The organism is Fusobacterium sp. JB019 (assembly GCA_030673965.1).
In the GTDB taxonomy this organism is placed as follows: Bacteria; Fusobacteriota; Fusobacteriia; order Fusobacteriales; family Fusobacteriaceae; genus Fusobacterium_B.
The window spans coordinates 167719-182275 of record JAUTCN010000002.1 but is presented as its reverse complement, the minus strand read 5'-3'; the positions used below and the strand labels follow the sequence as shown (position 1 = coordinate 182275).

The 14557-nt window shown below is 26.7% G+C and carries 12 protein-coding genes; 3 read left to right on the top strand and 9 right to left on the bottom strand.

The features are described 5' to 3' along the window. Positions 1-27: 27 nt before the first annotated feature. The 7 genes from Q7K47_01065 to Q7K47_01035 all read right to left on the bottom strand — a co-directional run bounded on the left by Q7K47_01065 (position 28) and on the right by Q7K47_01035 (position 5414). Positions 28-666 (bottom strand): outer membrane beta-barrel protein, encoded by a 639-nt coding sequence (locus tag Q7K47_01065; protein MDP0505793.1) that lies wholly within the window; start codon positions 664-666, stop codon positions 28-30. Positions 667-795: 129 nt separating this feature from the next. Beyond that, positions 796-1044 (bottom strand): thioredoxin family protein, encoded by a 249-nt coding sequence (locus Q7K47_01060; GenBank protein MDP0505792.1) that lies wholly within the window; start codon positions 1042-1044, stop codon positions 796-798. A 24-nt stretch (positions 1045-1068) separates the two neighbouring features. Beyond that, positions 1069-2040 carry a permease gene (locus tag Q7K47_01055; GenBank protein ID MDP0505791.1) on the bottom strand — a complete coding sequence of 324 codons (972 nt, stop codon included), beginning with the start codon at positions 2038-2040 and terminating at the stop codon, positions 1069-1071. 116 nt (positions 2041-2156) lie between these two features. Beyond that, positions 2157-2432, bottom strand: coding sequence for a metalloregulator ArsR/SmtB family transcription factor (locus tag Q7K47_01050; protein ID MDP0505790.1), 276 nt, complete (start codon positions 2430-2432; stop codon positions 2157-2159). 101 nt (positions 2433-2533) lie between these two features. Then, entirely contained in the window at positions 2534-3955 is a 1422-nt protein-coding gene (locus tag Q7K47_01045) for an aspartate ammonia-lyase (protein MDP0505789.1), read from the bottom strand. Between the two features lie 34 nt (positions 3956-3989). After that, positions 3990-4547 (bottom strand): Fe-S-containing hydro-lyase, encoded by a 558-nt coding sequence (locus tag Q7K47_01040; protein ID MDP0505788.1) that lies wholly within the window; start codon positions 4545-4547, stop codon positions 3990-3992. Between the two features lie 24 nt (positions 4548-4571). Beyond that, positions 4572-5414, bottom strand: a complete 843-nt coding sequence (locus Q7K47_01035) for a fumarate hydratase (GenBank protein ID MDP0505787.1) — start codon at positions 5412-5414, stop codon at positions 4572-4574. A gap of 195 nt (positions 5415-5609) precedes the next feature. Here Q7K47_01035 and Q7K47_01030 point away from each other — a divergent pair, with 195 nt between their 5' ends. The 3 genes from Q7K47_01030 to Q7K47_01020 all read left to right on the top strand — a co-directional run bounded on the left by Q7K47_01030 (position 5610) and on the right by Q7K47_01020 (position 7950). Beyond that, a complete protein-coding gene (locus Q7K47_01030) occupies positions 5610-6773 on the top strand; it encodes an NADP-dependent malic enzyme (GenBank protein MDP0505786.1) in 1164 nt (387 codons plus the stop codon). Positions 6774-6867: 94 nt separating this feature from the next. After that, positions 6868-7482 (top strand): TrkA C-terminal domain-containing protein, encoded by a 615-nt coding sequence (locus tag Q7K47_01025; GenBank protein ID MDP0505785.1) that lies wholly within the window; start codon positions 6868-6870, stop codon positions 7480-7482. 84 nt (positions 7483-7566) lie between these two features. Further along, positions 7567-7950: a desulfoferrodoxin family protein gene (locus Q7K47_01020; GenBank protein MDP0505784.1), complete on the top strand. Its 384-nt coding sequence runs from the start codon at positions 7567-7569 to the stop codon at positions 7948-7950. Positions 7951-8113: 163 nt separating this feature from the next. Here Q7K47_01020 and Q7K47_01015 read toward each other — a convergent pair whose 3' ends face one another. Both Q7K47_01015 and Q7K47_01010 read right to left on the bottom strand, forming a co-directional pair. Beyond that, a complete protein-coding gene (locus Q7K47_01015) occupies positions 8114-11653 on the bottom strand; it encodes a response regulator (protein ID MDP0505783.1) in 3540 nt (1179 codons plus the stop codon). 21 nt (positions 11654-11674) lie between these two features. After that, entirely contained in the window at positions 11675-14476 is a 2802-nt protein-coding gene (locus tag Q7K47_01010) for a response regulator (protein MDP0505782.1), read from the bottom strand. Between the last annotated feature and the right edge of the window lie 81 nt (positions 14477-14557).

Below are 14557 nucleotides of genomic sequence, written 5' to 3'. Positions count from 1 at the left end.
CTTTTCTCTCCTTTTCTTTTATTTATTTTAAAGATTAAAATTATATCCTAAAGAAAGAGTAAATCTTTCATAATCATTATCCTCTATAACTTTTTGACCTCTAGTAAAACATTCTGATTCAGCCTTATTAACACCATACATAAGTTCAACTATTAGATTATTATATTCTAATCCTCCACCAAAAGCATAATATATTCCATCTGTAACACTAGTATCTGATGTATAATATCCTTCACTTTCAAACTTTGAAGGATTTTTATTAAAAGAATAACCTAAGTTAGCTTTTACGTAAGGAATTACATTAGAATTCATATTAAAATCATATCTGATAGTTCCATATACTGGGTAAGAATCATATTCTACACCTGAAAGATTAAAAATATAATATCCATTGCTTTTTCTATCTCCATGTTTTTGATAAGCTATTCCTATACCTGCCTTTAAATTATCATTTATATCTTTTAAAAATTCAAGTGAAATTTCATAACCATTACTTTTAGCATCTTCCTGAAGAGCCTCTTTAGTTATTGACTGTTCTGTAAAATATACTGATTCATAATTAGCTGAAAAATCAGATCCTACCTTTACTATCATATTATCAAAATACATATTTTGAGCAAAAGATAAACTTGATAAAGCAAATAATCCTAATAATATTTTTTTCATATTTCTCTCCCTTTAACTTTAATTTATTAATTCTATTATAGTTATACTATATTTATTATAAAAATACAATTATTTAATTTTAGTATAATAAAAAGGAGAGACACTTGTCTCTCCTTTTCTTATATTTATTTATTTATTTATATTCTTTTTAATTGTTTCTTTTGCTTCCTCAACTTTTAAAACTTTTCCAGTTGATACTACCTTATCATTAATTACAAGAGCTGGTGTTGACATAACTCCGTATCCTACTATTTTAGCCATATCAGTTACATGCTCCACATTAGCTTCAATTTCAAGTTCTTCAATAGCTTTCTTTGTATTTTCCTCTAAAGCTCTACATTTTTTACATCCTGATCCTAGTATTTTTACATTATCCATATTATCCTCCTATTTATGTTCTCCTTAACCTATAAGCCAAGGAGCTAATATATTAAACAAATATCCAACAAATATAATTGAAATACCTGTTATTAAAACAAACACCATTATTAATTTTGGCTTAATTACTTTACGAAGTAATATCATTTCTGGTAAAGATAAAGCTGTTGTAGCCATCATAAAAGCTAGAGCTGTACCTATTCCTACTCCCTTTGCAATTAAAGCTTCAGCAATTGGAATTGTTCCAAGAGCATTTGAATATAGAGGAATTCCTAAACCTACTGCTAAAAATACAGCTAGAGGATTATCAGGTCCTGCATATTTTAATAATAATTCAGATGGGGCCCAACCATGAATAAGAGCTCCTATTCCTATACCAATTAATAAAAATATCCAAATTCTTCCTACAATATCCTTTACATTCTGAACAGCAAAACTAATTCTTTCATTTCTACTTAATTTTTCAAGTTCTATATCTGCTGATTGCATTTTAAAAACATACTCTTCAATATAACTTTCCATTTTAAAAGTTCCTATAAGTATTCCTCCAACAACTCCTACAACAACACCTGTTATAACATAAACAAACGCTATCTTCCAACCAAATGATGCTAGTAAAATTGCAAAGGCTGCTTCATTTACTATTGGAGAAGTTATTAAAAATGAAAAAGTTACGCTTAAAGGAATCCCCCCTTCAATAAATCCTATGAACAAAGGAACTGAAGAACAAGAACAAAAAGGAGTAACAATTCCCAAAAGAGAAGCCATTATATTTCCTTTAATTCCAGAAAACTTTCCTAATATTTTTTTCGTTCTTTCAGGTGGAAAATAACTTCTAACATAAGAAATTAAAAAAATCATAATCCCTAATAATATTAAAATCTTTATAACATCATATATGAAAAAGTGAATAGATCCTCCCAAAGAACTTGCAACACTGATACCAAAAACATCTTCAACTAATAAAGTAACTAAATAATCTAACCAATTAAACATAAGCCCTCCTAAAAATAGATACATCTAAATATATCGATGTACAATTTTAAAAAATAAACCACTTAAAGTGGCTTGTAACTTATTATACACTTCATATCGATAGTTGTCAATATGTTTTATTTCTTAGAATTTAATTTATTTAATACCTGGACCAATCTTTCCACTCCTCTTGGATCTATGGAATAATGAGTCCATTTCCCTTCTTTTCTAGAAACTACTATTTCTGATTCTTCTAAAACTTTCATATGGTGAGATAATGTTGACTGACTAATATGTAATTCTTCTAATATATTGCATGCACATTTTTCTTCATCCTTAATAAGATCTAATATTTTTAATCTATTTTCATCACCAAAGGCTTTGAAAAATTTAGCTAATTTTTTTTTATCCAAAGTATTTCCTCCTTCTGTATCTGTCCTATTTAAATTATAACATAAAAAAGGTAATCTTTATAATGAAAGATTACCTTTTTATATATTTATCTAATTCATCTTTATTTTTTTCTTTTTTCTAACAATACTTTTCCAGAAATTCCTGGCTTAGTCATTTCAAAAGGATTTAAAATAACGTCTAACTCTTCATCACTTAAAAGTCCTGCTTCTATTATAAGTTTTCTAACAGAAATTCCAGTACTTAATGATTTTTTGGCAATATTAGCTGCATTCTTATAACCAACATGAGGTGTTATTGCAGTAATAATTCCAATACTATTTTCTACTATTTCTTTACATCTTTCTTCATTTACTGTAATTCCAATTAAGCAATTATCTATAAATGTTTTTATTCCATTTTTTAAAATTTCAAGAGATTGTAATAAATTAAAGAATAATACAGGCTCAAAAACATTTAATTCAAATTGTCCTGCTTCAGCAGCCTTTGTTATAGTTAAATCATTTCCAAATATTTGGAAACAAACTTGATTTAAAACTTCTGGTATAACAGGATTTACTTTTCCTGGCATAATTGATGAACCAGGTTGTTGTTTTGGTAAATTAATTTCAAATAATCCTGTCTTAGGACCTGAAGCCATTAATCTTAAATCATTAGCTGTTTTTGATAAATTTGTTGCACAAGTTTTTAAAGCTGATGATAACCAAACAAATCCATCTAAGTTTCTTGTTCCATCAACTAAATCTGTAGCTTGAGTAAATTTAATATCAGTAATTTCAGATAATATTTTCACAACACAATCCATATAGTTAACATCTGCATTTATTCCTGTTCCAACAGCAGTTGCTCCCATATTTATAACTTTCAAATCATCTAAAGCTGATTTTATTCTTTTAATATCTCTTTTTATAGGTCCTGCAAAGGCTCTAAATTCTTGTCCTACTCTAATAGGTACTGCATCTTGCAAATGAGTTCTTCCCATTTTTATCATATGATCAAATTCTTTAGCTTTTTTTTCTAAAACTCTATCTAATCTTTTAATCTCAACTAAAAGTTCTTTTCCTAAAAGTTGAACTGCAATTTTTCCTCCAGTTGGGAAATCATCATTAGTTGATTGTCCAAAGTTAACATGATCATTTGGATGAACTTTGTCATAAACTCCTAATTGTCCACCTAGTAATTCATTTCCTCTATTTGCAATTACTTCATTTATATTCATATTAACAGATGTCCCTGCTCCACCTTGAATAACATCAGTTATAAATTGATCATCAAATTTTCCTGCTAATATTTCCTCTGAAGCTTGAACCATTACATCTGCTATTTCCTTTGAAATAACCCCTGCATGAGCATTTGCCATTGAAGTAGCTTTTTTTACGTAAGCTAGTCCTCTAACAAAAGCTGGATGAGTATGATATCCCGTAATATGAAAATTATGAACAGCTCTCCAAGTTTGAGCTCCAAAATACGCCTCCTTTGGAACCTTTATTTCTCCAATTGAATCTACTTCTATTCTATATTCCATCATACATCCCCCTATTAATAAATTTATATAATAATTAATCTTCTTCTCTATTCCATTTGCTTTGACCCTCTTCGTAAAGATCTCCACCATAAACATCATTTACAACTATAACTGGAAAATTTTCAACTTCTAATTTTCTAATTGCTTCTGCTCCTAAATCTTCATAAGCTATTAATTCAGCTTTTTTTATACATTTAGAAAGAAGAGCTCCAGCTCCACCAATTGCACCTAAATATACTGCATTATATTTTTTTATAGCATCTTTAACTTCCTTAGATCTTCCACCCTTTCCAATCATTACTTTTAAGCCGTTTGCCATTAAAATTGGAGCATATGGATCCATTCTATAACTAGTTGTTGGTCCCGCACTTCCTATAACTTTTCCTGGCTTTGGAGGAGTTGGTCCTACATAAAATATTCCTTGATCTTTTATATCAAAGGGTAACTCTTTTCCTGCCTCTATTAATTCTACTAATCTTTTATGAGCTGCATCTCTTGCTGTATATAATGTTCCTGTTATTTCAACACTGTCACCTATTCTTAATTTTTTTAAATCTTCTTCTTTAAAAGGTGTAGTTAATTTCATAATAATCCTCCTTAAAACTTATTAATTTTTCTATAAAACAATTGATTTATGTCTAGAAGCATGACAATTAATATTTATAGCTAATGGTAATGAAGCTATATGACATGGAAAACTTTCAACTTTAACTGCTATAGCTGTAGTCATTCCACCAAGTCCCATTGGTCCAACACCTGTTTTATTAATAAGCTCTAATAAATCCTTTTCTAATTTTGCATTAATTGGATCTTCACTTTCATCATTAACATCTCTAAGTAAAGCTTGTTTTGCAAGTAGTGCTGATTTTTCAAAAGTTCCACCAAGTCCTATTCCAACAAATATTGGTGGACAAGGATTTCCACTTGCATTTTTAACAAAATCAACTACAAATTTTTTAACTCCTTCTATCCCATCAGCTGGTTTTAACATTTTTACAGTACTCATATTCTCAGCACCTCCACCTTTAGGAGCCATTACTATTTTAATTTTATCTGATCCTGCCACTAATTTTGTATGAATTATTGCAGGAGTATTATCCTTTGTATTTACTCTATCTAAAGGATGTCTTACAGAAGATTTTCTTAAATATCCTTTTTCGTATCCTCTTCTAACTCCTTCATTAATAGCTTCATAAATATCTCCATTTAATTTAACCTCAGTTCCTATTTCAAGAAAAATTACTGCAAGTCCAGTATCTTGACAAATTGGCACTTGTTCTCTAGCTGCTATTCTGTCATTTTCTAAAATTTGCCCTAATATATTTTTAGCTACTTTAGATTCTTCTTTTTCATAAGCTTCCTCTAATTTTTCAAATACATCTTGGCAAATGAAATAATTAGATTCAATACATAATTTTTCAACTTCTTGTGTCACAAGATCTAACTTTATCTCTCTCATATAATCCCCTCTTTAAACTTTTTTATCTTTTTTACATCTAGATTCTAACATATTTAATTTGAAACCTAAAGGTATAAATGAATATATTTCAATATTCTTAAATATACATAGATATAACTATCTTTTTTTTATTCTTATGATATAATAAATTGATGAGATAATATAATAACTTAAACGAATAAGGGAGGATTTTAAATGACTGTTTATGAAAAAGCTCTTAAATTACATGAAGAGAAAAAAGGTAAAATTGAAATGATTTGTAAGGTGGATGTTAACACTAAAGAAGACCTTTCTCTAGCCTATACACCAGGAGTTGCTGAACCTTGTAGAAAAATCAATGAAAATCAAGAGGATGTTTATAAATATACAACAAAAGGAAACACTGTTGCTGTTATAACTGATGGAACTGCTGTGCTTGGACTTGGAGATATTGGACCTCACGCTGCTCTTCCTGTTATGGAAGGAAAATGTGTTCTTTTCAAAAGATTTGCTGGAATTGATGCTTTCCCAATCTGTCTTGATTCTAAAGATCCTGAAGAAATCATAAGAACTGTAAAACTTCTTGCTCCAAGCCTTGGAGGAATTAATTTAGAAGATATTTCAGCTCCTAGATGTGTTGAAATTGAAACAAGATTAAAAGAAGAATTAAATATACCTGTTTTCCATGATGATCAACATGGTACTGCAATTGTAGTTACTGCTGCACTTATAAATTCTTTTAAATTATTAGGAAAGAAATTTGAAGATATAAAGATTGTTGTAAGTGGAGCTGGAGCTGCTGGTTCTTCAATTTGTAAACTTCTTCATAAAATGGGAGCAAAAGAAATAGTTCCTGTTGATATTGATGGAGTATTAACTAAAGATGATGTGGATTCTTATAATGATCTTAAAAAACATTTAGTTACTTTCGTAAATCCAAAAAATATAAAAGGTGGATTAAAAGAAGCTATTGTTGGGGCAGATGCTTTTATAGGAGTTTCAGCACCTAAGTTATTAACTAAAGAAATGGTTTCAACAATGAATAAAGATGCAGTTGTTTTTGCAATGGCAAATCCTGAACCTGAAATTTATCCTGAAGAAGCTATGGCTGGAGGAGCTAAAATTGTTGGTACTGGACGTTCTGATTATCCTAACCAAATTAATAACATTCTTGCCTTCCCTGGAATATTTAGAGGAGCTTTAGATTCAAGAGCTGAGCAAATAACTGATGAAATGAAAATTGCTGCTGCTAAGGGAATCGCTGCAGTTATTGATGAAAAAGATTTAAGAACTGACTATATTATTCCAGATGCCTTTGATGAAAGAGTTGTAAAAGTTGTTGCAAAATCTGTTTCTGATTTTGTTTTAACTCATAAGTAATTATAATTAAGGAGGTGATCTTATAAATATAATAGTTGCATTATTTTTCTTTTTAATTGTACTATATATTTTCCTTGCTGATATATTTACAGTAATGTTTAGATTAACTGGAATGAGTGAAGAAAAGGCTAGATTCCAAGTTATTTCTCTTTTAACTAATTCTGGTTTCACTACCTCTGAAAGTGAGCTTATATTAAGAAGTAGAAAAAGAAGAAGTATAGCTAAGGTCATTATGATTTTTGGATATACTTTTACAGCCACAATTGTGTCAGGAGTTATAAGTATAATTGTAACCTATAATTTCAAAAATGATAAGCTATCAATAGTTGAAATTATAACTCTTTCAATTATGTTTATAATATTTTATTTTTTAAGAAAATTTGTTTTCATAAGATTTATTTTTAATAGATTTTCTGAAAAACTTTATCGTTATTTTGTTGCAAAGGATAATATTAATTCTTTAATGGTTATTGAAAATTTCGGTAACAATATAATTGCTCAAGTTTTTTTAAATCAAGTTCCTCTTCCTCTTCGAGGTAAGACCTTGGCTGAAGTTGATATTAAAAATAAAGATAACCTCCTTGTTCTTACAATAACTTCAGGAGAAAATAAAATTTGTTCTGTTACAGCTGATACTATTTTAGAAAAAGATTCTACCATCACTGTTATGGGTAAGAAAAAAGATATAAAAAAAATTCTTTGTCCTTAGTTGATTTGTTGCAATAAATGTTATAAAATTAGATTGATGGTATATAATTTATTGTTTAATTTATAAAGGATAGGAGGAATTATTATGTTAGAAACTAAGTTTTTTAAATGTGAACACTGTGGTAATATTATTAAGAAATTTTATGATTCAGGAGTTCCAGTTAATTGTTGTGGACAAAATATGAAAGAACTTATTCCACAAACTGCTGATGCTGCTGGAGAAAAACATGTTCCATTAATTGATGTTGATGGAGAAAATGTAAAAGTAACTGTAGGTTCTACTCTTCATCCAATGCTTGATAATCATTATATTGTTTGGATATATCTTGAAACAACAAATGGTGGTCAGTTCCATTATTTTAATCCTGGAGATGAACCAATTGCATATTTTAAACTAGCTAAAGATGAAAAAGTAATCTCAGCTTATGAAAATTGTAATCTTCATGGTTTATGGAAATCTGAATTATAATAATAAAAAATCCTTCGTTAAAACGAAGGATTTTTTTATTTCAATTATTTATTCTTAAAATACACAAAACATGCTCCTAGTACTGCTCCTATTGAAACCCCAAAAAACATTTGACTTAATGTTTCACTACTCATAGCATCTCCCCCTTAAATTTTAAAATATCTTAATTGAAATCAATCATAACTTCTAGTAAAGTTTTAAACATTTTATTTTTATCAATAGGTTTAGATAAATGTGCGTTCATTCCTGCATTTAAAGATTTTTTTATATCTTCTGCATAAGCATTTGCTGATAAAGCTATTATAGGTATATCTTTATTAAATTCTCTTATTTTTTTAGTTGCCTTTAACCCGTCCATAACAGGCATTTTTATGTCCATTAATACTGCGTCATATTTTTCATTTTTTACTTGAGTAATTCCTAAAAATCCATTATTTACTCTTGTTATTTTTATTCCTACACTGGATAATATTTTTTCAACTATCTTTGCATTGATATCGTTATCTTCACATAAAAGTACCTTTTTCCCTTTAAATTCATCTAAGGATTTTATAATTTCTTCTTTTCTTAAATTTTCAAATTCTTTTTTAGATATTTTATGTACTGGTAAATCTATAGTAAATTTAGATCCCTTGCCAAGTTCACTTTCAACTATAATATCCCCATGTAATAAATCTATTAATTTTTTTGTAATTGCTAAACCTAATCCTGTTCCTCCTTCTTTTTTAGAAAGAATATTTTTTTCTCTAGTAAACTTTTCAAATATATGTTTTTGGTATTCTTTACTAATTCCAACTCCGTTATCAGTTATTATACTTCTTGTAAACGGTCTTCCCTCTTCATCTTCTAAAAATTCTAATTCCCATTTAACTATCCCTTTAGGATGAGTATATTTTATTGCATTTCCTATAACATTAACTAATATTTGTTTATAATGCTGAACATCATATTTTTTATAAATATTTTCTTCTTCATTTAAATTAGGCTCTATAAAATGTATGTTTTTCTTTCTAGCCTTTGGTAATACTATATTCATTACTGTTTGAATAAATTCTTTTGTATCAATGGTAGTTTCTATTAAATCTACTTTCCCATTTTCTATTCTTTGAGCATCTAATATATCATTCATTAATCCTAACAAATATACAGAACTTTCTTTTATTTGATTAAAATATTTTTTATTATTTCCATCTTCATTTTCTTCTATTCCAAATTCAGCAAAATTTATAACTGCACCTAGAGGAGTTCTCATATCATGACTCATTTGAGATAAAAATTCCGATTTAGAATTGTTAGCCACTTCAGCTTTTTCTAATGCTTCTTCTAATTCTTTATGCTGAAGTTCCTTATGCCTTTGTATTTCTCTTTTAGCCTTACTTTTAAAAATAAAATAAAGGATAGCTCCAAATAAAAGAATTCCTCCAAAGGCTATAGATACAGGAAAATATTTAGTTTCTAAAAAACGAATTTCCTTGTCTATATATATTTTCTTATGTCCTAAAATTCTATTATTTTTTCTATCAATCACCTTATAATGAAATATATATTTTCCGCCCTTAAGATTACTATATCTAATTTTTTCAGCATCTGAATTATTCATTTCAGTAGATTCATCATCAAAGCCTTCTAAATAATAAGATATTGTCGGATTTAATAATTGATAAGTTAAAGTATAGGCTTCTATCTCTAATGTTTTAACATCTCCTGAAAGTTTAATTCTATCATTTTTTAAATACTGCCTTTTCCCGTCTACAATAATACTTTCTAATGCTATTTTAGGTATCTTGTATTCTTTATTAAATTTTTCAACATCTAATTTAAATACTCCTCTAACTCCGCATATATATAAGTTTGCTAATTCATCCATATAACTAAAAGAATTAGCTGTTACCATTGGAGCTCTTTCTTCTTTATAATTTAAAAATCTATATTTTATATTATTATCTAAAAGCATCTCTCTAATGGTAGTAAAAATTATTCCTTCATTACTTAGTATACATATTTTCCCACCATAAAAAAATATATCATAGTTATTTTTAAAAGGAAAATTCTTTATTCTTTTTAAATTACTACCATCATAAAAACTAATGGAACTTCCTGTAAGAATCCAAATTCCCTTATATCTTTCATCATATTTTAATCTTAATATTATATCTGAATCTAAACCTAAATCATGATCAATATTTTCTATAAATTTTCCATCTTTAAATACAGATATCCCACCACCATCTGTTCCTAAAAATAATGTTCCATCTGGTGTTTCACATAAATTTAGAATTTTGGAATTATTCATTCCATCTCTTATTCCAATTTTTTTAATAATCTTATCATTTTTTAGAATGTTTAAACCATTATTTGTAGCTACTGCAATGTTTCCATCCTTTAAATTTATCATTGATCTTATTTTTGATGAACTTAAACCTTGTTTCTCATTTATTATTTTTATTTCACCATTATTATTATACTTTACTATTCCTTTATCTCCAGTATAAGTTCCAATCAACAAATTCCCTTCTCTATCCTCTAATAAACAACGAACCCTTTCTCCCTTTAAAAATTTAGCAAGTTCATTCTCTACCAAATTACTTTTATTATCAACTATTGTAAGACCCCTATCAGAAGCTATATAAAATCTATTTTTATATGGTAATATACTGTTTACCACCTCATTTTTTAATCCTAAGTTTTTACTCATATCTAGAAATATACTTTTAGTATATTTCATAACCCCTTGTCTTGAAGAAATAAACCAAAGATTTTCCTCAGAATCTATAAAAATTTTATCTATTGAATTATTCATTTCTAAATCAGAAAAAACTTGTAAATTTAAATCTTTATCTAAATATCCTATTCCTGTATCTGAAGCGATTAATAAATTTCCTGCTTTATCCTTTTCTATTCCATTTATATAACTTAATTTTCCACAATTTATTTTTTCCAATTTTAAACTTTTATCATTAAATTGTCCTTTAAGTATAATATTACTGTCTGTACCAAAATAAATATTATCACTTTCATTATCAATATAAACTGAAATAATCTTTAAATTGCTCTTTGAACTCTTTTTTATTATTTTATATAATTTATGATTTTCTAATAAAAAAACCTTCCCATCATTAGACACACAAATTATTCTTCCATCTTTTAACATATCCATTTTTTCTATATATTTAGAATTTTCATCATTTCCAAGTATATTATGAATTTCCATTGTTTTAATATCTATACTAGCAACTCCTGAAGTTGTACCCACTATAATATGACCATCTTCATCTTCAATAGCAGTTCTAACTGAATTAGATTTCAAGCCTCTGTAGGAATTTATAACCTTAGTTTCTCCTTTATCATAAAGAATTACTCCATTATCACTTGTACAAACCCATAATTTCCCACTAGAATCAACTAATAAATCTTTAACATTATTTATTCCATTTTTATGACCTATCTTTATAAACTTTTTTCCATCATATCTAAGTAATCCCCCGTAAACTCCTATCCAAATAAATCCATCTTTAGTTTGAGTTATTGCATTTGCAGCTGAAACAGGTAATCCATTATTATTATTATAAATAATTTCCTGATAATCTTGATAATAATTATTAGCAAGACTTTTTAAAGTTATGCTTGAAAAAATTATTATTATAAATAGCAATCTTGTAAATATATTTTTTATACTTCTTGCAAAACTATTTATTATCCCCATAGTATACCTCTTCCCATTAGTTTATTTTATTAATTTTCCTATAACATTAAATAATTCAGCTTTATCTATTGGCTTTGACAAATGAGCATTCATTCCTGCTGCTAAGCTCTTTTCTATATCTTCAATATAAGCATTTGCTGATAAAGCTATTATCGGTATATCTTTATTAAATTTTCTTATTTCTTTTACAGCTGTTATTCCATCCATAACAGGCATTCTTATATCCATTAAAATAATATCATAATTATTTTTCTTAAGTTCTTCCAAGCCTAACAATCCATTAGTAAAATGATTAACTATAAATCCTTTAGAATTTAAAATTTTATTTACTATTCTCGCATTAATATCTACATCTTCACATAATAAAACTTTTTTCCCATTAAAATCTGTAATAATTTCTTTATTACTTAAAGGATTTTCCTCACACTCTACATTGTTTCCTTTTTTATAAACATAAGGAATCTCTATTTTAAACGTTGTTCCCTCACCAAGAACTGAATTACAATAAATTTTTCCATCCATATTATCAACTAAATTCTTAGTTATAGCAAGACCTAAACCTGTCCCACCTTCGTTCTTACTTAACTCATTATATTCTTTTGAAAAAGGTTCATAAAGATGTTTTTGAAACTTCTCACTTATTCCAACACCTTGATCTTTTATTTCATTTATTAATTCAATTTTGTTTTCATCTATTTTATTTAAAGATAATTCCCAAACAACTTCCTTCCCTGCTTTAGTATATTTTACAGCATTATTTAATATATTAATTAAAATCTGAGCTAATCTTTTTTCATCTAAATTTAAATATTCATTTTTTATATTAGAATATTCTTTAATCTTTAAAATAATACCTTTTTTATCTGCCTTAGGTTTTATTATGGTTTCTATTTTTTTAATAAAATTTTTCACCTGAAAAACTTGAGGCTTTAATATAATTTTACCCCTTTCTAAAGTTTGCATATCTAAAATATCATTAATTAATTGAAGTAGATACTCTGAACTATTTTTTATTTCTTCAAAATATTTTCTATCTTTTATATCCATACTCTCTTCTAATCCAAAATTAGTAAGGCCTATTATAGCTGACATTGGAGTTCTCATATCATGACTCATTCTAGCTAAAAAATCTGTTTTTATTGTATTTGCCTTATCTGCTTCTATCTTAGATCTTTCTGCACTAATTGCAATGTCTTCTGCTTTTTTTAATGCTTCTTCTAATTCTTGTTTTGTTTTTCTTTCATTAAAAATAACATCACTAACATCTAAAACTAACATATACACAGAATAATAATTGTCTAAGAAATATATTACCCTTTTATAAGTTTTTTTATTATTATTATCTATAAACTCACATAAATTAACATATAATTTGTTTTTCTCTATATTTTCATATTCAGTTATAATTTTTAAATAATCTTGATTTTTTAATACTTTTAAATTACTTGTATAGTTATCTAATTTTTCATTATATTCTTCCACACTATAATTACTTAGTCCCTTAGGAAATTTCATAAAATTATTTTCACTAGCATATATATAGCACTTATCTGATAATAATTCTTTTCTTAAAATATACTCATTTTGATTCATCATAATTGCATCAAGCATTAGTAAACTTGCTTTTTCCCTAGAAATATCATATATATATGCAAAAGCTAACACATCATTGCTTTGAGGTTCTAATAAGAACACTATTCTTAGCTTTACCCAAAAAATTTCTTCTCCTATTTTCCTTCTATATTCAAACTCTATTTCTTTATTTTCACGATAAGCTGTAACAAAAGATTTTATATTTAATTCCTTGTTAAAATATTCCTTACTTTCCTTATCAATTATATTTTCTAACTTATCTTCTAAAAAGTTTTCATATTTTATTCTACATTTTTTTATGATTATATCTTCATTTGCTTCTTTTTCCTTTTGCTCTAAAACAAGTCCTTTAGTTAAATTAATCTTATAATAAAATTTTAATGCTTTTTCAGAATTAAACTTTTTATTTTGTTCTAGAGAAATATTTTTTTCTATAGTTTTTAATTGATTTATATTTGACATTACACCAATTATTTTGCCCACTTTACCTTGAGAATCATAAATGGAAATAAAATATTTTCTAAACCAACAAATTCCTCCATCGGGCATTTTAAATCTAACATCAAAGGAAACTTGTTTCTTTTTACCTTCTTTGATGTCTTTTAAATTTTCTCTATATACATCTATATCTTCCTTTAAAACTAAACCACTTTTAAAAATTATTTCAGGATAGTTTTCTATAGAAGAACTTACTCCAAGTAACTTTTGTATTCCTTCATTTACACTAACTCTATTATTATCCTTATCATATTCATAATAATAAACTCCACTTTGATTAATAGCTATATCCATAGAAGATTTTGTAATGGCAATTTCCTCTTTTAATTTCTTCACATAATCAACTTTATTATTTTCTACTTTAGAATTATGAATCATAGATATTTTATAGTCACTATTCTCCTTAGTAACTGTAAAAATAACATTTAACTTTTTAGTGTTTCCTTCTAAGCTTTCCACTAAAATTTCCATATAAATAATACTTATATTTTCGTTAATAACATTTAAAACTGGCTCTTTATATTGAATTTTAAACTCTTTTGTAAATTCATTAATCTTTTTTTCTAAATTCTCAATTATATTTTTCCTTCCAGAATATATTTCATTTTCCTTGCTTCCAACATAAATAATATTTTCTGATAAAAATTCTTTTAAATTATTTAAGTTTTCCACTGATGTACATTCTTTTAAAAAAAGCAATATGAGATTTTTTATTTTATCTACATTTGGCATAAATTCTCCTTTTTGTCCTATTTTAAATACAATTAATCCATTATAGTTTATTATAACATTAATAGGTATTTTTTAAAATAT

Excerpts from the sequence above, each read along its gene's own strand:
- Q7K47_01065 (MDP0505793.1), bottom strand. The coding sequence starts at position 666 with ATGAAAAAAATATTATTAGGATTATTTGCTTTATCAAGTTTATCTTTT.
- Q7K47_01060 (MDP0505792.1), bottom strand. The coding sequence starts at position 1,044 with ATGGATAATGTAAAAATACTAGGATCAGGATGTAAAAAATGTAGAGCT.
- Q7K47_01055 (MDP0505791.1), bottom strand. The coding sequence starts at position 2,040 with ATGTTTAATTGGTTAGATTATTTAGTTACTTTATTAGTTGAAGATGTT.
- Q7K47_01045 (MDP0505789.1), bottom strand. The coding sequence starts at position 3,955 with ATGGAATATAGAATAGAAGTAGATTCAATTGGAGAAATAAAGGTTCCA.
- Q7K47_01035 (MDP0505787.1), bottom strand. The coding sequence starts at position 5,414 with ATGAGAGAGATAAAGTTAGATCTTGTGACACAAGAAGTTGAAAAATTA.
- Q7K47_01030 (MDP0505786.1), top strand. The coding sequence starts at position 5,610 with ATGACTGTTTATGAAAAAGCTCTTAAATTACATGAAGAGAAAAAAGGT.
- Q7K47_01025 (MDP0505785.1), top strand. The coding sequence starts at position 6,868 with ATGTTTAGATTAACTGGAATGAGTGAAGAAAAGGCTAGATTCCAAGTT.
- Q7K47_01020 (MDP0505784.1), top strand. The coding sequence starts at position 7,567 with ATGTTAGAAACTAAGTTTTTTAAATGTGAACACTGTGGTAATATTATT.
- Q7K47_01015 (MDP0505783.1), bottom strand. The coding sequence starts at position 11,653 with ATGGGGATAATAAATAGTTTTGCAAGAAGTATAAAAAATATATTTACA.
- Q7K47_01010 (MDP0505782.1), bottom strand. The coding sequence starts at position 14,476 with ATGCCAAATGTAGATAAAATAAAAAATCTCATATTGCTTTTTTTAAAA.